18 protein-coding genes and 2 tRNA genes are annotated in these 19,935 nt (G+C 65.3%); 12 read left to right on the top strand and 8 right to left on the bottom strand.

The window, feature by feature from the left end; translation table 11 throughout:
- The first annotated feature begins 120 nt into the window (after positions 1-120).
- Complete coding sequence (locus GGC64_RS04765) at positions 121-921, top strand: DoxX family protein (RefSeq protein WP_192721278.1); 801 nt, start codon at positions 121-123, stop codon at positions 919-921.
- Here GGC64_RS04765 and GGC64_RS04760 read toward each other — a convergent pair.
- Positions 918-1,259 (bottom strand): PH domain-containing protein, encoded by a 342-nt coding sequence (locus GGC64_RS04760; RefSeq protein ID WP_192722398.1) that lies wholly within the window; start codon positions 1,257-1,259, stop codon positions 918-920. The genes GGC64_RS04765 and GGC64_RS04760 overlap by 4 nt on opposite strands.
- A 295-nt stretch (positions 1,260-1,554) precedes the next feature.
- On the opposite strand from GGC64_RS04760, the gene GGC64_RS04755 reads away from it, so the two are divergent.
- The 3 genes from GGC64_RS04755 to ilvC are packed head-to-tail and all read left to right on the top strand — an operon-like array spanning position 1,555 to position 4,972.
- Positions 1,555-3,420 carry an acetolactate synthase large subunit gene (locus GGC64_RS04755; protein ID WP_192721277.1) on the top strand — a complete coding sequence of 622 codons (1,866 nt, stop codon included), beginning with the start codon at positions 1,555-1,557 and terminating at the stop codon, positions 3,418-3,420.
- The gene (gene ilvN, locus GGC64_RS04750; RefSeq protein ID WP_192721276.1) at positions 3,420-3,926 is read left to right on the top strand and encodes an acetolactate synthase small subunit; all 507 of its coding nucleotides are present in this window, start codon (positions 3,420-3,422) and stop codon (positions 3,924-3,926) included. The genes GGC64_RS04755 and ilvN overlap by 1 nt, the downstream gene beginning before the upstream one ends.
- Positions 3,927-3,970: 44 nt before the next feature.
- Positions 3,971-4,972 (top strand): ketol-acid reductoisomerase, encoded by a 1,002-nt coding sequence (ilvC, locus tag GGC64_RS04745; protein WP_192722397.1) that lies wholly within the window; start codon positions 3,971-3,973, stop codon positions 4,970-4,972.
- Between the two features lie 51 nt (positions 4,973-5,023).
- On the opposite strand, the gene wrbA is transcribed toward ilvC, so the two are convergent.
- Positions 5,024-5,623, bottom strand: a complete 600-nt coding sequence (wrbA, locus tag GGC64_RS04740; protein WP_192721275.1) for an NAD(P)H:quinone oxidoreductase — start codon at positions 5,621-5,623, stop codon at positions 5,024-5,026.
- Positions 5,620-7,053 carry an NAD(P)/FAD-dependent oxidoreductase gene (locus GGC64_RS04735; protein ID WP_192722396.1) on the bottom strand — a complete coding sequence of 478 codons (1,434 nt, stop codon included), beginning with the start codon at positions 7,051-7,053 and terminating at the stop codon, positions 5,620-5,622. The genes wrbA and GGC64_RS04735 overlap by 4 nt, the downstream gene beginning before the upstream one ends.
- Before the next feature lie 32 nt (positions 7,054-7,085).
- On the opposite strand from GGC64_RS04735, the gene serA reads away from it, so the two are divergent.
- The 4 genes from serA to GGC64_RS04715 all read left to right on the top strand — a co-directional run bounded on the left by serA (position 7,086) and on the right by GGC64_RS04715 (position 10,660).
- Positions 7,086-8,672 (top strand): phosphoglycerate dehydrogenase, encoded by a 1,587-nt coding sequence (gene serA / locus GGC64_RS04730; RefSeq protein ID WP_192721274.1) that lies wholly within the window; start codon positions 7,086-7,088, stop codon positions 8,670-8,672.
- Complete coding sequence (locus GGC64_RS04725; RefSeq protein WP_192721273.1) at positions 8,669-9,679, top strand: 3-isopropylmalate dehydrogenase; 1,011 nt, start codon at positions 8,669-8,671, stop codon at positions 9,677-9,679. The genes serA and GGC64_RS04725 overlap by 4 nt, the downstream gene beginning before the upstream one ends.
- Before the next feature lie 9 nt (positions 9,680-9,688).
- The gene (locus GGC64_RS04720) at positions 9,689-10,270 is read left to right on the top strand and encodes a hypothetical protein (protein WP_192721272.1); all 582 of its coding nucleotides are present in this window, start codon (positions 9,689-9,691) and stop codon (positions 10,268-10,270) included.
- Between the two features lie 63 nt (positions 10,271-10,333).
- On the top strand, positions 10,334-10,660 hold the full coding sequence (locus GGC64_RS04715) for a hypothetical protein (RefSeq protein ID WP_192721271.1): 327 nt from the start codon (positions 10,334-10,336) through the stop codon (positions 10,658-10,660).
- An 80-nt stretch (positions 10,661-10,740) separates the two neighbouring features.
- Here the strand turns inward: GGC64_RS04715 and GGC64_RS04710 are convergent, their stop codons facing one another.
- Positions 10,741-11,934: an MFS transporter gene (locus GGC64_RS04710; RefSeq protein ID WP_192721270.1), complete on the bottom strand. Its 1,194-nt coding sequence runs from the start codon at positions 11,932-11,934 to the stop codon at positions 10,741-10,743.
- A gap of 104 nt (positions 11,935-12,038) precedes the next feature.
- Here GGC64_RS04710 and GGC64_RS04705 point away from each other — a divergent pair, with 104 nt between their 5' ends.
- From GGC64_RS04705 to GGC64_RS04690, 4 genes are all read left to right on the top strand, one after another.
- Positions 12,039-12,824, top strand: coding sequence for a fumarylacetoacetate hydrolase family protein (locus GGC64_RS04705; protein ID WP_192721269.1), 786 nt, complete (start codon positions 12,039-12,041; stop codon positions 12,822-12,824).
- Positions 12,824-14,299 carry a glutamate--tRNA ligase gene (gltX, locus tag GGC64_RS04700; RefSeq protein WP_192721268.1) on the top strand — a complete coding sequence of 492 codons (1,476 nt, stop codon included), beginning with the start codon at positions 12,824-12,826 and terminating at the stop codon, positions 14,297-14,299. Before GGC64_RS04705 ends, gltX begins: the two co-directional genes overlap by 1 nt.
- Positions 14,300-14,417: 118 nt before the next feature.
- Positions 14,418-14,489: transfer RNA gene (locus tag GGC64_RS04695), tRNA-Gln, on the top strand.
- A gap of 57 nt (positions 14,490-14,546) precedes the next feature.
- Positions 14,547-14,619, top strand: a tRNA-Glu gene (locus tag GGC64_RS04690).
- A gap of 14 nt (positions 14,620-14,633) precedes the next feature.
- On the opposite strand, the gene GGC64_RS04685 is transcribed toward GGC64_RS04690, so the two are convergent.
- The 4 genes from GGC64_RS04685 to GGC64_RS04670 all read right to left on the bottom strand — a co-directional run bounded on the left by GGC64_RS04685 (position 14,634) and on the right by GGC64_RS04670 (position 19,921).
- A complete protein-coding gene (locus tag GGC64_RS04685; protein WP_192721267.1) occupies positions 14,634-15,851 on the bottom strand; it encodes a DUF1501 domain-containing protein in 1,218 nt (405 codons plus the stop codon).
- Positions 15,852-15,860: 9 nt separating this feature from the next.
- Positions 15,861-17,177, bottom strand: coding sequence for a DUF1800 family protein (locus GGC64_RS04680; protein ID WP_192721266.1), 1,317 nt, complete (start codon positions 17,175-17,177; stop codon positions 15,861-15,863).
- A 135-nt stretch (positions 17,178-17,312) separates the two neighbouring features.
- Positions 17,313-19,103: a cellulase family glycosylhydrolase gene (locus GGC64_RS04675; protein ID WP_192721265.1), complete on the bottom strand. Its 1,791-nt coding sequence runs from the start codon at positions 19,101-19,103 to the stop codon at positions 17,313-17,315.
- 116 nt (positions 19,104-19,219) lie between these two features.
- The gene (locus tag GGC64_RS04670; RefSeq protein WP_192721264.1) at positions 19,220-19,921 is read right to left on the bottom strand and encodes an IclR family transcriptional regulator; all 702 of its coding nucleotides are present in this window, start codon (positions 19,919-19,921) and stop codon (positions 19,220-19,222) included.
- Between the last annotated feature and the right edge of the window lie 14 nt (positions 19,922-19,935).

Raw genomic sequence — 19,935 nt, 5'->3', positions numbered from 1 at the left:
TGTTTGGCGATACGCGCCACGCGCCTGTCACGGCGTGGCCGATTCGACCTCGCGAATAGGGACGCCAAAGCGCCGCGCCAATGCTCGAATTGCGGGTGACGAGCACTTACCCTGGCAATCGTGACCAGTCAACCTGATCCACGCACCTGGCAGCGTCCGGCGTCTGCGAGCCTGGTCGACCCCGAGGACGATCTGCCGACCTCGAACTACGCCGGTGATTTCGAGACCACCGCGATCCCGCGCTACGACGCTGCCAAGTCGGCCGAGCAGCCGTTCGGCCTGATCAGCGACCCAGAGCCGTTGCCCTACGTGCAGCCCGGCGGCAGACATTCACTCGGCCCGTATGGCGCCGAGCCCGTCGAGATCGAGCCGGATGCCAATGATCAGGCCCGCGACCGGCGCGGCACCCAGGACTTCGGACTGCTCCTGCTGCGCCTCGCGGTTGCGGCGGTGCTCATCGGGCACGGCCTTCAGAAGGCCTTCGGCTTGTGGGGCGGCCCGGGATTCGGTGGGCTCCAGACGTCGCTCACCGACCAGGGTTTCAAGTACGCCGACATCTTGACCTACGTGGCGGCCGGCGGGCAGCTTGCCGCGGGCGTGCTTCTCGTACTGGGCCTCTTTACTCCTGTGGCGGCCGCCGGGGCGCTCGCATATTCGGTGACCGGCCTGTTGGCCGAGGCGATGATGGCCCACGAAGAGGCCAGGCTGGCGTCCTTCCTCACCGACGGCCACGAATACAAGGTCATCTTCGCGTGCGCGATCGCCGCGATCATCCTGATCGGACCTGGTCGCTACGGGCTGGACGCCGGCCGGGGCTGGGCGCGTCGACCGTTCGTCGGGTCCTTCATTGCGCTGGTGCTGGGCATCGGCGCAGGCGTCGCGGTGTGGGTGCTGCTGAACGGCGGCAACCCGCTGGCCTAGCCGTACGGGTTGGGCACGCGACCGCCGCTGGCCTCGGTCAACAGGGGCAGCGTCGAGAACGTCACCGCAGGCAGTCGCAGTTCGCTGCCGTCCTTGAGCTGCGCGTATGCCCACGAACTCCTGCCGAACCGCAGACCGGCGATGTCGTCCCATGAGACGGTCCGACTGGCCGAAAACGTGCGCACGGTGACTGCGTCGCGGTCGGCCACCGTGCGGTAGCGGACGATGAACGCCGACAGCCCGATAGGAATGATGAGCAGCGGCGCGAACCACGACGGACCGGCGAACACGACGGCCAGCATGCCGAGCGCGATGAAGCCAACGGCGAAATGCGCCATTGGCGAGATCCGGATGACGACGCGGGTCTGCTCGGGTTGGGCGGGCACTCAGCCATCTTCGCATTGGGTGGTGATTTGACCCGCTACCAGTGCGGAGGCTACGGTCGTCTGTTATGCAGACCCTGGCATTGCTCGTAGTAATTGGGAAGCGCGTTGATGCCGCGCTTGCCTTCTGCCGGGCATAGCACAAGCATCAACGCGCGACCCTCGTACAGCGGCCAGCTGACGGGGGTTTTTTCTTGCCCGAACACCGATTTGAGATCCTAGAGACGACGACGGAGATGACGAGGACACCGTGAGCGCACCAACCACGCGACCGCCGGAGCAGACGAATGGGGGTCAACCCGTGCCTGCTGCCGCCAAGCCAGCGCCGAAGACCAGCACCGCGCAGCCGAAACGTATTGCGCCGCACCAACTCACCGGTGCGCAGGCCGTAATCCGGTCACTAGAGGAACTCGACGTCGACGTCATCTTCGGCATCCCGGGCGGCGCCGTGTTGCCGGTCTACGACCCGCTTTTCGACTCGCAGAAGCTGCGCCACGTGTTGGTCCGCCATGAGCAGGGTGCCGGGCACGCCGCCAGCGGCTACGCGCACGCCACCGGCAAGGTCGGCGTGTGCATGGCGACGTCGGGGCCCGGCGCCACCAACCTGGTCACCCCGCTGGCTGATGCGCACATGGACTCGATCCCGATGGTCGCCATCACGGGCCAGGTCGGCCGCGGGCTGATCGGCACCGACGCTTTCCAGGAAGCCGACATCTCCGGCATCACCATGCCGATCACCAAGCACAACTTCCTGGTGCGCAACGGCGACGACATCCCGCAGGCGATCGCTGAGGCGTTCCACCTCGCCTCGTCCGGTCGCCCGGGCCCGGTGCTGGTCGACATCCCGAAGGATGTGCTGCAGGGACAGTGCTTGTTCAGCTGGCCGCCGCAGATCGATCTGCCCGGCTACAAGCCGAACACCAAGCCGCACAACCGGCAGATCCGCGAGGCGGCCAAGCTGATCGCGGCGGCCCGCAAGCCGGTGCTCTACGTCGGCGGCGGGGTGATCCGCGGCGAGGCCACCGAGCAACTGCTGGATCTGGCCGAGCTGACCGGTATCCCGGTCGTCACCACGCTGATGGCGCGCGGCGCGTTTCCCGACAGCCATCCGCAGCACATGGGCATGCCCGGCATGCACGGCACGGTCTCGGCGGTCGCGGCGTTGCAGCGCAGCGATCTGCTGATCGCACTCGGTACCCGCTTCGACGACCGTGTGACGGGCAAGCTGGATTCCTTCGCGCCAGAAGCCAAGGTCATTCACGCCGACATCGACCCCGCCGAGATCGGTAAGAACCGGCACGCCGACGTCCCGATCGTCGGCGACGTCAAGGCGGTCATCACCGACCTGATCGAGGCGCTGCGCCGTGACGGCACCATCGGCTCGATCACGATCGACAACTGGTGGGAGTACCTGCGCGGGGTGCAGTCGACCTACCCGCTGAGCTACGGCCCGCAGAGTGACGGCAGCCTGTCACCGGAGTACGTCATCGAAACCCTTGGCAAGATGGCCGGGCCCGACGCCGTCTACGTGGCAGGCGTTGGGCAGCACCAGATGTGGGCCGCGCAGTTCATCAAATACGAGAACCCGAAGACGTGGCTCAACTCCGGCGGCCTTGGCACCATGGGCTTCGCGGTTCCCGCGGCGATGGGCGCCAAGTTCGGCCGCCCGGAGGCCGAGGTGTGGGCCATCGACGGCGACGGCTGCTTCCAGATGACCAATCAGGAACTGGCCACCTGTGCCGTCGAAGGCGCGCCGATCAAGGTGGCCATCATCAACAACGGCAACCTGGGCATGGTGCGGCAGTGGCAGACACTGTTCTACGAAGAGCGCTACAGCCAAACCGATTTGGCCACCCACTCGCATCGCATCCCGGACTTCGTGATGCTGGCCGAGGCGCTTGGCTGCGTCGGATTGCGTTGTGAGCGTGCCGAAGACGTCGAGGACGTCATCCGGCAGGCGCGGGAGATCAACGACCGGCCGGTCGTGATCGACTTCATCGTCGGCGCCGACGCCCAGGTGTGGCCGATGGTGGCCGCGGGCACCAGCAACGACGAGATCCAGGCGGCCAAGGGAATCCGGCCGCTGTTCGACGATCCCGAAGAAGGGCACGCGTGATGACCGTTTCCACTCACACCTTGAGCGTTCTGGTCGAAGACAAACCCGGCGTGCTCGCGCGCGTGGCGTCGCTGTTCTCGCGGCGCGGCTTCAATATCCAGTCGCTGGCTGTTGGTGCGACCGAGCAGAAGGACATGTCGCGGATGACGATCGTCGTCAGCGTCGAGGACTCACCGCTCGAGCAGATCACCAAGCAGCTCAACAAGCTCGTCAACGTGATCAAGATCGTCGAGCAGGAGCCCGACAACTCCGTCGACCGCGAACTCGCGCTGATCAAGGTGCGCGCTGATGCCGCCACCCGCAGTCAGGTCATCGAGGCGGTGAATCTTTTCCGCGCCAAAGTGGTTGATGTGTCTACGGAGTCGTTGATCATCGAGACAACCGGCACTCCCGAGAAGCTGGAGGCGCTGCTGCGGGTGCTGGAGCCGTATGGCATTCGTGAGCTCGTCCAGTCCGGTGTGGTTTCGCTGTCGCGCGGTCCGCGCGGCATCGGCACCGCCAAGTAAGCCCCAAGTCAGTTACGAGATAAGGAAATTCAGTGGCAGTAGAGATGTTCTATGACGACGACGCGGACCTGTCGATCATTCAGGGCCGCAAGGTCGGCGTCATCGGCTACGGCAGCCAGGGCCATGCGCACTCGCTTTCGCTGCGCGACTCCGGCGTGCAGGTGAAGGTCGGCCTCAAGGAAGGCTCCAAGTCGCGCGACAAGGTCACCGAGCAGGGCCTCGAGGTCGATACGCCCGCCGAGGTTGCCAAATGGGCCGACGTGATCATGCTGCTGGCACCCGATACCGCGCAGGCCGAGATCTTCAAGAACGACATCGAGCCGAACCTCGAGGACGGCAACGCGCTGTTCTTCGGCCACGGCCTGAACATCCACTTCAATCTGATCAAGCCGCCTGCCAACGTCACCATCGGCATGGTGGCGCCCAAGGGCCCGGGTCACCTGGTGCGTCGTCAGTTCGTCGACGGCAAGGGTGTGCCGTGCCTGATCGCGGTCGACCAGGATCCCAAGGGTGAGGGCCAGGCGCTCGCGCTGTCCTACGCCAAGGGCATCGGCGGAACGCGCGCAGGCGTCATCAAGACCACATTCAAGGACGAGACCGAGACCGACCTGTTCGGTGAGCAGGCCGTGTTGTGCGGTGGCACCGAGGAACTCGTCAAGACCGGCTTCGACGTGATGGTCGAGGCGGGATATGCGCCCGAGTTGGCCTACTTCGAGGTACTGCACGAGCTCAAGCTGATCGTCGACCTGATGTACGAGGGCGGCATCGCGCGGATGAACTACTCGGTGTCCGACACCGCGGAGTTCGGCGGCTACCTGTCGGGTCCGCGCGTGATCGACGCCGGCACCAAGGACCGGATGAAGCAGCTGCTGACCGAGATTCAGGACGGCACGTTCGTCAAGCGCCTCGTCGCGAACGTCGAGGGCGGCAACAAGGAACTTGAAGACCTGCGCAAGCAGAACGCCGAGCACCCGATCGAGGTGACCGGCAAGAAGCTGCGCGAACTGATGAGCTGGGTCGACCGCCCGCTGACGGACACGGCCTAATCGAGTTGTGTGCAGTTGTTTGCGCTCAGCGCCACAAAGTGCACACAACCGCTAAGAAGTAAGGCGATCTGCGACCGCGACAACGCGCTTGGCCAAATGGTCGAGCGCGTTGTTCGTTGCGTCGTCGAACTCGCTGATGTTGTCGTGGTCGGCGATGACGCTCGCGCCGTACGGGTTTCCGTCGATGAACTTCAGCGCATCGGTGTACCCCGGGGCGACGATGATGCCGCCGAAGTGCATCAGCGTGATGTAGAGCGTGAGCAGTGTGGTCTCCTGGCCACCGTGTGCGGTGTTCGTCGACGTGAAGCCGGCGTAAACCTTGTCGGCCAGCTTGCCCTGCGACCACAGGCCGCCGAGCGAGTCGAGGAAGTCGCGCAATTGCGAAGCAACCGAACCGAATCGGGTCGGCGAGCCGAAGATCACCGCGTCGGCCCACACGATGTCGTCGCCGGTCGCGTGTGGCAGGTCCTTGATGGCTTCGTAGTTCGCCGTCCACGCGGGATTCTGCGCGAACGACGCGGGGTCGCGGGTTTCGGCGACCGGACGGACGCGCACCTCGGCACCTGCTGACTGGGCCGCCGCCGCGATGCGCTGCGCCATCGTGGTGCCGTGCCCGGTAGCGGAGTAGTAGATGACCGCGAGTTTCGTCATGGCGAGAGTTTAGGCAGCTTCTTGATACCGAACTCGCGGCGCAACACCGTGCGCGCCGCGTAGTAGCCCGACATGCCGTGCACGCCGCCGCCCGGTGGCGTCGCCGACGAGCACAGATACGCCTTGGGAATCGGTGTGCTCCATGGGTTGAGCCGCGGCGTCGGGCCCGCCAGCGCGTGAAACAGTGTGTTGCCGCCCACCCCGATGTCGCCACCGACCAGATTGGCGTTGTGATCGGCCAACCGTGCGGCAGGCACCGACCGGACCGCCACCACGACATCGCGGAAGCCCGGGGCGAAACGCTCGAAAACCTTTGTGACAGTTTCGCTTTGGTCCACAGTCGAGCCCGATGGCACATGCGCGTACGTCCACAACGGCCGCCGGCCAGCTGCATCGATGCGGCCGGGATCGACCAGATGCGGCAGCGCGGCCAGCACCATCGGCCATTCCGGGTGGCGGCCGGCTGCGGCTTCGGCCTCGGCGTGCGCCATCTGCTCGCGGGTGCCGCCCATGTGCAGTGTCGGAGCCTCGGCCAGCCGCGGGTCGACCCAGGGGATCTCATCGGACAGCACGAAATCGACCTTCGCCACTCCTGGCCCGAAACGGTAGCGCTGCAACGCCTTTGCATACCGCGACGGCAGCCGGTCACCGTAGATGGACAGCAGCGCTGTCGGTGCGGTGTCGTAAAGCACCACACCCGAAGGAGGTTTGGTGATCTCCACACCCGAGGTCACCGTGCCGCCGTGGGCTTGCAGGTCGGCAATGAGCGCGTCTGGAATGGCTTGGCTACCGCCAGCCGGTATCGGCCAACCGACCGTGTGCGCCAAGGTGGCCAGCATCAGCCCTGCGCCGGAAGAGACCAGCGACGGCATCTGTGAAATCGTATGCGCCGCAACACCGGTGAACAAAGCGCGAGCATCCGTCCCCGCCAACGCCCGCCAGGCAGGCGTGCCCTGCTCGACCAGTCGGCTGGCCACCTGTACCGCGGCGATCAGATCGGTGGTCGGAATAGAGCGTTTGTCGCCGAGCAACACCTTGAGCACCGAGGCGTCGCGCTCGACAAGCGGACCCAGCAGTCGACGCCAAGACTGCCCGTCGGTCAGCTCCGCGCACGTGCGGTCCAGATCGTGGTAGCCCACCGCGGCGGGGCGCCCAGGAAGGGGGTTGGCGTAGGACACCTGCGGCGCCGTCACCGTCACACCGCGGGCCGGCAGATCGAACGCCGCCAGAAACGGCGATGCCAATGCCAGCGGATGCACGGCCGAACAGATGTCGTGGCTGACCCCGGGAAACTCGGGATCAGCCAGCGTGCGCGCGCCGCCGCCCAGAGTTGGCTGCGCCTCGAATACCTGCACTGAAAGACCGGCTCTGGCGCAGATGACGGCGGCCGCCAGGCCGTTGGGTCCACTACCTACGACGGTGACGTCCACCTCATGATTCAAGCCCACTACGCTGTGTGGGCGTGAGCCTTCCCGTTGTACTGATCGCCGACAAACTGGCTGAATCGACCGTCGCCGCACTTGGTGACCAGGTAGAGGTCCGCTGGGTGGACGGCCCGGACCGAGAGAAGCTGCTGGCCGCGGTGCCGGAGGCCGACGCGCTGTTGGTGCGCTCGGCGACCACCGTCGATGCCGAGGTGCTGGCCGCAGGGTCCAAGCTCAAGATCGTCGCCCGCGCGGGCGTCGGCCTGGACAACGTCGACGTCGACGCAGCGACTGCCCGTGGCGTGCTGGTGGTCAACGCCCCGACGTCGAATATCCATAGTGCCGCCGAGCATGCGGTGGCGTTGATGCTCGCCGCGGCAAGGGAGATCCCCGCGGCTGACGCATCGCTGCGCGAGCACACCTGGAAGCGGTCCAAGTTCTCCGGCACCGAGATCTTCGGCAAGACAGTTGGCGTGGTCGGCCTGGGCCGCATCGGTCAGCTGGTGGCGCAGCGACTGGCCGCGTTCGGCACGCATGTCGTGGCGTATGACCCCTATGTGTCGGCTGCGCGGGCCGCGCAGCTCGGGATCGAGCTGCTGACCCTCGACGAACTGCTGAGCCGGTCGGACTTCATTTCCGTGCATCTGCCGAAGACCCCGGAGACCGCCGGGCTGATCGGCAAGGAAGCGCTGGCCAAGACCAAGCCGGGCGTGATCATCGTCAACGCCGCTCGCGGTGGACTGGTCGACGAGGAAGCGCTGGCCGACGCGGTCCGCTCCGGACATGTCCGCGCTGCGGGCATCGACGTGTTCGCCACCGAGCCGACCACCGACAGCCCGCTGTTCGAGCTGCCGCAGGTCGTCGTCACGCCGCACCTCGGGGCCTCGACCGGCGAGGCGCAGGACCGCGCCGGCACCGACGTCGCGGAGAGTGTGAAGCTTGCGCTGGCCGGCGAATTCGTACCAGACGCCGTCAACGTCGGCGGTGGGGTCGTCGGTGAGGAAGTGGCGCCCTGGCTCGATCTGGTCCGCAAGCTCGGCGTGCTCGTCGGTGTGCTGTGCAGCGAGCTGCCCGTGTCGTTGTCGGTGCAGGTGCGCGGCGAACTGGCGTCGGAAGACGTTGAGGTGCTACGACTTTCGGCGTTACGGGGACTGTTCTCCGCCGTAATCGAAGATCCGGTGACGTTCGTCAATGCGCCTGCGCTGGCCGCCGAGCGTGGAGTGGAGGCCGACATCAGCACGGCCACCGAAAGTCCCAACCACCGCAGCGTGGTCGACGTCCGCGCCGTCTACGGCGACGGGTCAGTGGCCAACGTCGCCGGTGCGCTGTCGGGACCGCAGCAGGTCGAGAAGATCGTCCAGATCAACGGCCGCAACTTCGATCTGCGCGCCGAGGGTGTCTATTTGATCGTCAACTACGTCGATCAGCCCGGCACACTCGGCAAGATCGGCACCCTGCTGGGCGCCGCTGACATCAACATTCACGCTGCGCAATTGAGTGAGGACGCCGAAGGGCCGGGTGCGACGATCCTGCTGCGCATCGACCGCGAAGTGCCCGCCGACGTTCGCGCCGCGATCACCCAGGCCGTCGGCGCCAAACTTCTGGAAGTGGTGGACCTTTCGTGAAACTGGCGATCATTGCCGGCGACGGTATCGGCCCCGAGGTCGTAGGCGAGGCGCTAAAGGTGCTCGACGCGGTCGTGCCGGGCGTCGAAAAGACCAACTACGACCTCGGCGCGCGGCGCTACCACGCGACCGGCGAGGTGTTACCCGACTCGGTGATCGACGAGCTGCGGGCACACGACGCGATCCTGCTCGGTGCCATCGGTGATCCGTCGGTGCCCAGCGGTGTGCTGGAACGTGGCCTGCTGCTGCGTATTCGGTTCGCGCTCGACCACCACGTGAATCTGCGTCCCTCGCGGCTGTATCCAGGCGTCGCCAGCCCGCTGGCGGGCAACCCCGACATCGATTTCGTCGTGGTCCGCGAGGGCACCGAGGGTCCGTACACCGGAAACGGTGGGGCCATTCGCGTCGGCACGCCCAACGAGATCGCCACCGAGGTCAGCGTCAACACGGCGTTCGGCGTGCAGCGCGTGGTGCATGACGCGTTCCGCCGCGCCCAGCAGCGCCGCAAGCATCTCACGCTTGTGCACAAGAACAACGTGCTGACGTTTGCAGGCGCACTGTGGTGGCGCACCGTGCAGGAGATCGCCTCCGAGTACCCCGACGTCGAAATCGCCTATCAGCACGTGGATGCGGCGACGATTCACCTCGTCACCGATCCGGGCCGGTTCGACGTGATCGTGACCGACAACCTGTTCGGCGACATCATCACCGACCTCGCTGCGGCCGTGTGCGGTGGCATCGGGCTTGCCGCGAGCGGCAACATCGACGCGACGCGGACCAATCCGTCCATGTTCGAACCGGTGCACGGCAGCGCGCCGGATATCGCGGGCCAGGGCATCGCGGACCCGACCGCGGCGATCATGTCGGTCGCGCTGTTGCTGTCCCATGTCGGCGAACACGACGCTGCGGCCCGCATCGACAAGGCCGTCGAGCAACACCTTGCCACCCGCGGCGACCAGAAGATGTCCACCTCAGAGGTCGGCGAGCGGATCGCGGCGGGCCTCTAGGTCGGCGAAGTGGCGACACTGTCTCGGCAGTGCTGGCTGTTCGCGGTCGGTTCGACATTGTTCGCGATCGCCACGTTGCCGGGGGTGTCCGCCGTCGCAGGTGCGGGGCTCGTCAACCTGTTGTGTTTCGTCGGCTCCTGGTTTTTCACCACCGCGGGATGGATGCAGTTGGTGCTGTCCGGACCGGCGCTGCGCATCGGATGGCTCTCGGCGGCCGCGCAATTCGCCGGGACGATCCTGTTCAACATCAGCACCGGGGCCTCGTTGTGGGCTCACGCGGTGAAGCCGGAGCGACGTTTGGTGTGGGCGCCGGACTTTGTCGGATCGCTGGCGTTTCTGGTGAGCGGCGCGCTCGGGGTCGTCGCGGTGACCGCGGTCGTGGGGATCTTCGAGCTGAAATCCCGAGACTGGCAGGCGGAGTGGATCAACATGATCGGCTGCCTCGCGTTCGGCGTATCCGCCTTAGCCGCCTTCGTCACGAAATCGGGGGTCACCGAGGATGCGCTGCTCGCGAACGTCGGCACCTTCGTCGGGGCGCTGTGCTTTCTTGTTGCCGCACTGCTGATCCTTCCGCGGCAGTCGAGCGCGTAACCGGCGGGCTAAAAGAGCCCGTGGCCGTGATGTGTGCCCCAATGGTGCTTGACGGCGACCGGCGTGCCTGGGTCGGACGACAAGACCCGTCTGTTTGACGTGGGCGCCGAACCCGGTGCAGACGAGGTTTTCGTTGATGACGACGATGCCGCCGACTTGTGCGAAGTGCCGCCGTTCGGCGTGGCTTTGGCGGAATTGCGGACGACGTGTTGGCTCGACGCGGTGGAGTTTGTCGTGCTCGACGGCGCGGCCGCGGCGGGCCCGGCGAGCGCGACACTGACTCCTGCAGTGGCCAACCCGGCTGCGAGCACAGCTGGAACGGACACGTTCATACCGATCCTCTCCTTACCTGGACGTCAAATAGCGAAGCGGGACAACGACTTTAGTTAGTAGCCTAAAACGCCGATTTGTAATCCCTTGCGGCAAAAGCGCCTAACGCGGGGTACGTCCAGGTAACTCTCAGGCGGCGTTCAGCGTGCCTTTGCTCGTCTCTGATCCACAGGGACGAGTGGTATCGCAACGAGGGGAAAAACCGCGCACACGGCAAAGGCGACGGGATATCCCGCGGCGCCGATCAATGCGCCGAACAACGGAGGCGCAACGCCGGCCGTCAGCAACTGACTGGTGTTCTGGGTGCCAAGAGCGCGACCACTCCAAAACGGCCCGGCGATCTCCGCGATCGCGGTGAACGCTAACCCGTTGTCGGACACGGTGATCACCGAGGCGAGCACCATCACCGCGACGCTGACGGGGGAGTGCAGCCAGTCGGTAAGGGCCAACAGGCCCATAGCCGCAGCAGCCGCCAGCGCGATGGCGCGGATCGGTCGCAGTCGCGAGCCAACCACGTCCGACCAGCGGCCCGCGGCGATTCGTCCACCGGCACCGAGTATCTGCGCGCCTGTCACCATCGCGCCCGCCGACGCGGCCGACCAACCGCGGTCGGCCATCAGCCACACCAACGTGAACGTCCACACCACCACCTGCGGCGCCACCAGCAAGCACGACACGGCATGAATGCGCCACAACACCGATGAGCCCCGATAGGGGTTGGCCAGATCGGCTTCGTCGGCCTCGTGCCGCGGTGGCCGTGGCGGATCGATCACCGCGACGGCGCACACCACCGCCGACGCCGCACACACCACTGCTGGGAAAAGCAACGCCACGGAGACACCGTCGCTTTCCGCAAGACGCGGAATCACCAACGCTCCCAACCCGACTCCCAGCGGCTGTGCCGTCTGCCGGATGCCCATCACCAGGCCGCGCTGCTGCGGTGGGAACCATCCGACCACCAGCCGGCCGCTAGCAGAGTTGCTGCTTGCCGCCGCCATGCCGCCGAGCAACAGAAACGCGCCGACCGCGACGAGTGAGTGCACCGACGCCGCTGCGAACGCCGCGGCTGCCGTCAGCGCCGAACCCAGCGCCAGCACGATCCGCTCGCCGACCCTGTCGACGAGGTAGCCCCATGCGATCAGCGTCGCCACCATGCCGAAGCTCGGCATCGACGAGAGGAGGCCGGCCTTCGCCAGATCCAGCCCGAGTTCGGTGTGCAGCGTCGGGATGAGGAAGGCCGCCCCGTTGATGAACACGTTCGCGAACAACGTCGCGCCCAGCGCGATGGCCAGCATCGACCAGCGCCGCACTGTGCTGATCGTCTCGATGGACACGCGATCATCGTCGCACAGCTATCTCAGAATGCTGAACCAGCTTTCCAGATGGTGAGACGACGACCGCAGGCGGGCGTCGCGACCACGGCCACTAGGCTGGGACCATGCGCCTTGGTCGAATCGCCAGCCCCGACGGAGTTGCTTTCGTCAGCATCGAAGGACCCATCGACGACCCGGCAGAGGCGGTCGTCAGGGAAATCGCGGAGCACCCCTTCGGGTCGCCGAACTTCACGGGTCGTCAGTGGCCGCTCGCCGATGTGCGCCTGCTGGCGCCGATTCTGGCGAGCAAGGTGGTCTGCATCGGCAAGAACTATGCCGCCCATGTCGCAGAGATGGGCGGCGGCGACTTCCCCGATCCCGTGATCTTCATGAAGCCCAACACGTCGATCATCGGTCCGAACGTGCCGATTCAGATGCCTGCCGACGCCGACCCCGTGCACTTCGAAGGCGAACTGGCCGTGGTCATCGGGCGCCCGTGCAAGGACGTTCCCGCGGCGCGGGCCGCCGAGAACATCCTCGGATACACGATCGGCAACGACGTCACCGCGCGGGATCAACAGAAGAAGGACGGCCAGTGGACCCGCGCGAAGGGCTATGACACCTTCTGCCCGATCGGCCCGTGGATCGTCACCGATCTCGACCCGACCGATCTGGATCTGCGCACCGAGGTCAACGGTGAGGTCAAGCAGCACAGCCGAACGTCGCTGATGATTCATGACATCGGCGCAATCGTGGAGTGGATCTCGGCGGTGATGACTCTGCTGCCCGGCGATCTCATCCTCACCGGAACACCGGAGGGTGTCGGGCCGATCGAGGACGGCGACACCGTCAGCGTTACCATCGAGGGCATCGGGACGCTGAGCAATCCTGTTGTGCGCAAAGGAAAGTGATGACCGTAAGGGTAAGGTTCTGCCCGTCGCCCACGGGCACGCCGCACGTCGGGTTGATCCGCACCGCGTTGTTCAATTGGGCGTACGCGCGCCACACTGGTGGCTCGTTCGTGTTCCGGCTGGAGGACACCGACGCCGAACGTGACAGCGAAGAAAGCTATTTGGCGTTGCTGGACGCGCTGAGCTGGCTGGGACTGAACTACGACGAGGGTCCGGATATCGGCGGCCCGTATGCGCCGTACCGGCAGTCCGAGCGCAGTGACGTCTACCGCGACATCGTGCAGCGACTGCTTGATGCCGGCGAAGCCTACGAGGCGTTCTCGACGCCGGGGGAGGTCGAGGCCCGGCATATCGCCGCAGGCCGAAATCCCAAGCTCGGCTACGACAACTTCGACCGAACCCTCACAGATGAGCAACGGGCAAGGTTCGTCGCCGAGGGACGCGCTCCCGTCGTGCGGTTGCGAATGCCCGACGAAGACATCACCTGGCACGACCTCGTGCGTGGCGACACCACCTTCGCCGCGGGGACCGTTCCGGATTTCGCGCTGACGCGCGCCAGCGGAGATCCGTTGTACACCTTGGTCAATCCGGTCGACGATGCACTCATGAAAATCACGCATGTGCTGCGCGGTGAGGATCTGTTGCCGTCGACGCCGCGTCAGATCGCGCTGTACCAGGCGCTGATCCGCATCGGCGTGGCCGAGCGTGTTCCTGAGTTCGCGCATCTGCCAAGCGTTCTCGGCGAGGGCAACAAGAAGCTGTCCAAGCGTGATCCGCAGTCGAATCTGTTCCTGCACCGCGAGCGCGGCTTCATCCCCGAGGGTCTGTTGAACTACTTGGCGTTGCTCGGCTGGGGCATCGCCGAGGATCGCGACGTGTTCAGCCTCGACGAGATGGTCGCCGCATTCGACGTCGTCAACGTCAACTCCAACCCCGCGCGTTTCGACCAGAAGAAGGCCGACGCGATCAACGCCGAACACATCCGGCTGCTCAGTGCGGACGATTTCGCCGAACGCCTTGGCGCGTATTTCCTAGCTCACGGTCACGAGACCGGTCTGGACGCCGCGCAGTTCGCAGAGGCGGCCAGTCTGGTGCAGACGCGAATTGTCGTGCTCGGCGATGCGTGGGATCTGCTGAAGTTCCTCAACGACGGCGAATACCAGCTCGATGAGAAGGCCGCAGGCAAGGAGCTGCGCGGTGATGCGGCCCCGGTGCTCGACGCAGCGATCGCAGCGCTAGAGGACGTCGGGGAATGGACCACGGCCAAGATCGAAATTGCGCTCAAGGTGGCGCTGTTGGAGAACTTGGCGCTCAAGCCGCGAAAGGCCTTCGGTCCGATCCGGGTGGCCGCAACGGGCGCGTCGATCAGCCCACCGTTGTTCGAGTCGCTGGAACTGCTCGGCCGCGATCGCAGCCTGCAGCGGTTGCGCGCGGGCAGAGACCACGCGGCGGCCGCCGCCACGGCGGAGGCGTGAAAAGACAGCCTGAAATCTTTGGTAGTCTGCACGTCGGCCCGATACAACAGGCGGCGGGAGCATCTCTCCGCTTGGCCGGTCCGAAAACAGCCTGTGACCTGCGGTTATAGGCAGCCAATGGGGTATGGTGTAATTGGCAACACAGCTGATTCTGGTTCAGCCATTCTAGGTTCGAGTCCTGGTACCCCAGCGTCTGTAACGGATTAGGTCCGCGTAACCCCGTGCGTTATGCTGGCAATCCGGTTCTGGCCCCGTCGTCTAGCGGCCTAGGACGCCGCCCTCTCACGGCGGTAGCGTGGGTTCGAATCCCATCGGGGCTACAAAATCGGATTCTTCACAGGAATCCGATGTCTTTTCTGCCAGAACCGACCACCCGCTCCGGATCTGCGCGCAGCGTCTTGTGCAGCAGCTCGTGGTAGATGTCGCGGAAGTCGGTCGTCGTCTTCAGGTCCCCGTCGTCGAGGTCGGTCAGGCTGGGCTCGTCGCCGTAGAAGCCACCCTTGACGTGTACGCCTGCGATGAAGACCGGTCCCGACGTGCCGTGGTCGGTGCCCGCAGACGCATTGGCCGCTACCCGCCGCCCGAACTCCGAGTAGGCCATGACGACCACGTTGTTGCCGAAGCTGCTGCTTCTCATGTGCTGCAGGAAGGTGGTCAGGCCGTCGTCGAGAACCTTCAGCAGTGACTGGTGTGCGGCACGCTCGTCGGCATGGGTGTCGAAATCGCCAAGGGAAACCATGTACACCCGCGACGGCACCCCGGCCTTGATGCAGGTGGCCACCAGATCGAGGTCGGCCGCCAATGTCTGTGCGTTACCGCTGCCCGTCGTTTCGGCACCAGGGGTCGCGCCCTTGACGACCCGTGCGAACTCGGGTGTCGTCTTGCTGTTGGCCCGGTACGCCTCGCACACTGCGGCCATCGCCGCGGTGTCCCTCGGGTCGTCCTTGCTCAGCGCCTCCAGCGTTTTGGCGATGTCGTCGGGCACTGGCGGGACCCAGTTGGAGAGGGCTGCCGACACGTGCTTTTGCCCAATTCCCAACGGCGCCAGCACGGCTCCGACATTGACCGCGCGCAGGGGATCGTCGCCTGTCGCATCCAGCCAGCGGCCGATCCACCCCGTCTTCACGGGCTCGTCGACAGACGCTGTCTGCCAGATGTCCATCGACCGGAAATGGCTGCGGTCCTGTTTCGGATATCCCACGCCTCGCACGATCGCGAGCTGGTTTTCCGACCATAACGAATTCAGCCCTGGTAGCGCCGGATTCAGACCCAGTTGACCGTCTAGGTGCAGGACTTCGCCGGGCGCATAAGACAGTTCGGGTCTTGCGTCGTGATAGGCATTGTCTGCGTAGGGAATCAACGTGCTCAGTCCGTCGTTGCCGCCGTACAGTGTGACGATCACGAGGATGCCGCTGTCGGCCGCGAGCGGGGGCTGATTTTGAGTGCGGTGCAGCAGGTCCGGAAGAGTCAGCGCACCCACCCCGCCCAACACTCCCACCGCGCCTGCTCCGGCGCTGGCGATCAGAAACTTCCTGCGGTTGAACTCGGCCATCGAATCTCGTTACGACGTCAGGTATTCGGGTGTGTTGACCGCGGCGGCTACCAACTGCTGCGGATCGTTGACAAGAGGCTTGAGTGCGGCCGCAGTCCGATCGGTCCACGCGCCGATCCCGAGCAGATACCCCACGGCGTCGACGCGGTCACCCTGAGCGGATTGCTCAACGACAGACAGGTCACCGGATTTGGTGAACTTGTCGGCGGCCCACGCCCGCGCCGAGATACTGCTGGTCGACAGCCACGCCTGGCCGCTGGGCCAACCACCGACGTTCGGCGGATAGAAGGGCCGCTGACCCATCACCGTCAGCGCGACGACGATGGCGTCTAGCAGATCGGGATCATCGATGGGCGCCTTGAGCGAACGGATGACGCCGATCAGCCATTCGATCGGGGTGTTCACCACGGTGCCTGCGCGGTCGGAGAATTCGGGGTCGAGCAGGATCGCCTTCGTCAAAGCTTTGAGATCGCGCCCTTGGCCATAGGCCGACACGAGGCGGTCGAGCGTCGCCGTGGACGGATCGGTGTCGGAGGCGAGCATTCGCCACAGTTTGGTGGCGACGAACTGCGCTGACTTCGGGTGGCCGAGAACGATGTCGCAGAAATTGGCTTCGTCGAGATCGCCTGCCACACCCATGACTGTCTTCGGCGTGCTGTCGTGATGGGTGGGTGAGATGTCGGCCTTGCCGCCGGGACCGATGAACCAGCCGGTTAGTGCGCGGGCGCCTTCCTTGACATCGCGTTCTGTGTAACCGTTTCCGTGTCCGAGGGTGAAGAGCTCCATGAACTCACGCGACAGGTTCTCGTTGGCCGCGCCTGCGCTGTTTCGAACGCCGTCCAGCCAGAACAGCATTGCCGCGTCGGTCAGCATTGCGTAGGCCAGCGTGCGGAAATCGCCGAGTTTGAGCGTGCGCAGCTTCTGGTTCTGGTGTCCCATCCATTCGGCGGCAGGCACCTTCTGCGCCGAGGTCGCGAAGTGGTTGTGCCACACCAGGGTGAGCTTCTCGTGTACCGGTTCGTTCACCGCGGCCATCCGCCGCACCCACCACGACGTCAACTCGGTCATTTGATCCGACAGGGTGCTGCTGAACTCGTTGAACGCGGCGTCGCCCGCGTTGTCGTCGGGCATGTCAGGGGTGACGGGCATCGGACGCGGTGTGGCCACTGCTCCTGGGTCGGCATCGGGATCGAGGCCCAACGCCTGGTCGAGGTAGATCGACCAATCCTGATTCGCAACCGCGTCGATCTGCGGCCCGGTCGCGCCGAAGCCGGCACGCCGCAGCAGGCGTGCGGTGGCAATCCACCGAGATGATTGCGACGACAAAGATTCTGACCCCCATCAGATCTGTGGTGCGTGCCCCCAAGCTGAAGTATCGCCTGGCTTAGCGGAAAACGATAGGCCCTCCCGCGAGTCGACACAGCCGAACAGCTGTCGCTGTGTCTCCGCTGAGAGCCGGGTTCAGGGCTGCTTTATCGGATCTTTGGTGCCCTGCTCGGCGTCCCGATCGTTCGGCTTCGTCACGTCGTCGTTCGCGTTGGCGGATGACTCCGCACCCTTCTTCGGCGTCGGGTCCTCCTTCGGTGCAGCCGCTAGGTTGTCGGCCGGCTTGTCGACAGCATCGCGATCGGGCTTCGAGCCAGCAGTGTCGGTTGTGTCGGCATTGGCATTGGCATCGGTTTTGGCGGTGACTTCGGCTTTGGGGGTGCCGGAGTCGTTATCTCCTTCTACCGCTGCCGGTTTGGTATCGGCGATGTTCGTACTCGAATCCGGCTTGGCTGCCGAAGACGCATGGCGCTGCGTGGTGACGGATACTTTGGCCGTATCCGCGGTCATAGCGGTGGGGACGTGCAGCGCTGTCGTGGCGGGGGACACGGCGTCGTCGGGTCTGACGCGATCGCCTATTGAGTCGATGACACGGCCGATCGCGTCGACCACACCGGAAATCACTGCAACCGTCGCGGTGGCCAAGCCCTTGACCACGCGGACACCCAGATCGACCAATCCGGCGATCACCTTGACCGTCGCATCGACTGCGGCGGCGAACAATTGGGCGCCCGCGTGGATCACGCGAGACGCCGCGTTGACGATCGCACGCGTGATCGCCAACGCCGCGTCAATGAGCGGGCGGTCCGGGCGCTCCGGGAGCTGACCTCCGGCGAACTGCGCGATGACTTGAGCGGCGAGCTTCGGCGTCCAGTCGGTATAGAAGATGCCGAAGTTCTTCTGAATGTCCGGATCGCCGCTGAACGAATCGCGGAAGGTATAGATGAAGGCAGGACCCGCGCCGTCCACGTTCTGCCAGGCGTGCAGAAAATCCTCGATGAACGCCGCCTGCTGTTCTTCGGTCACGACCTCACCGGTCGAAAGCGCAGAGGTCGGCATGCCGTATTCGGTCGCCCAGATCTTCAAGGCACCGTCACCGTGCTCGAGCATGACCTGCCGCATCTCTTCGACCTGCTGCTCGGCCGACAGCGGATGGTTGTTGCCCTCGGAGAACTCCAACGAGAAGTGATACGGATGGAATGAGATCGCATCGAAGTAGCCCTTGGCGCCTGCGTCATACATCGCGGCGATGAAATCCTGCGGGTTGATCGTGACGTTGCCTGCGGTGAAAAGCGACGCAACCACGCCACCGACGACTACCGCGTTGGGATCCTCCGCCTTGATCGCGGTGTAGCCCGCTTTCAGCAGTTCGGTGTAGGCCACCGGATCGACGGGGTTCCAAAACGTGATCGCGTTCGGTTCGTTCCAGACCTCGTAAGCCGCGATGTCGCCTTGGTACCGGTCAGCGACCAAGCCTGCGAATTCCGCGAAATCGTTGGGGTCGGGATGCCCGCTCAAATATCTGTTGCTGGCCCATGCCGGCGTGGAATTGAGGACGGCCAACACACCCATGTTGCGCGCGGACGCCGCATTGACCATTCGATCGACGTTGGCCCAGTTGTAGAACGGCAAGTTGAGCGGTTGCACGCCTGCCCACGGGATGACGATTCGAACGTTTTGCACGCCCATCGCTTGAAGGGTGTCGAGGGTTCGGTCGATGTCGGCCTGTGACTGGTTGTACAGGTTCGAGTCTGCGATGCCGACAACGCTCGGTTCCTCAACAATGCTTGCCGTCTCAACGACATTGCGCGCCACAGATTTTGGCGGGACTTGTTGGGCGGCAACGGCAACGACCGCGGCGGACATCGCGGCGATCAGCAGACGGATGCCGAGGGCGCGAAGAGTTTTGCGATTGCATACGGTCATCGCCCCGCCTCCAACCCGGCGAGTGGGCCATCGCCGTTGTGGTCCGCGTAGCTGACGCTACCGTAAATGGCCGGGTAGAGGGCCGATTTTGGCGATCGGCGCCAGTTGAATTCAATTCAAAGGCGGCGGGTCAGCGCGTCCGCGGCTGCCAACAGGTCGGCCGCCCAGCGGGCGCCGGGCCTGCGTCCCATCCTGTCGATCGGCCCGGACACCGAGACTGCGGCGATCACCGTGCCGCGGCCATCGCGCACAGGGGCCGACACGCTTGCAACGCCTGGTTCGCGTTCGGCGGCGCTTTGCGCCCACCCGCGCTTGCGAACTTCGGCAAGAGCGCGATCGGTGAACATCGCTGCGGGCAGCACCGCCTGCTGGGTCGCCGCGTCGGCGTATGCCAGTAGTACTTTGGCGCCCGACCCGGCCGTCATCGGCAGCCGGGCACCCACCGGAACCGTATCGCGAAGCCCCGCAGGCGGTTCCAGTGCGGCAACACAAATCCGGGCGGTGCCCTCGCGGCGGTAAAGCTGCACGCTCTCGCCGGTGATTTCCCGCAGCCGCGGCAGCACGACGGCGCCTGCGGCAAGCAGTGGGTCGTTCACCTGTCCCGCCAATTCGGTCAACCCTGGGCCGAGCCGCCAGAGGCCGTCGCCGTTGCGACTCAGCAGTCGGTGCACCTCCAGGCCTGCGGCCAGCCGATGGGCGGTCGCGCGTGGCAGGCCCGTGCGCTCGACCAGCTCGGCCAGCCCGCACGGCGATTCAGCCACCGCGTGCAGCACACCCACCGCTTTGTCCAGCACGCCGATGCCGCTATCCTGTCTCACAAGGAGATACTAAC

The organism is Mycobacterium sp. OAS707 (assembly GCF_014873705.1).
In the GTDB taxonomy this organism is placed as follows: domain Bacteria; phylum Actinomycetota; class Actinomycetes; order Mycobacteriales; family Mycobacteriaceae; genus Mycobacterium.
This window is presented reverse-complemented; position numbering and strand designations above follow the sequence as displayed.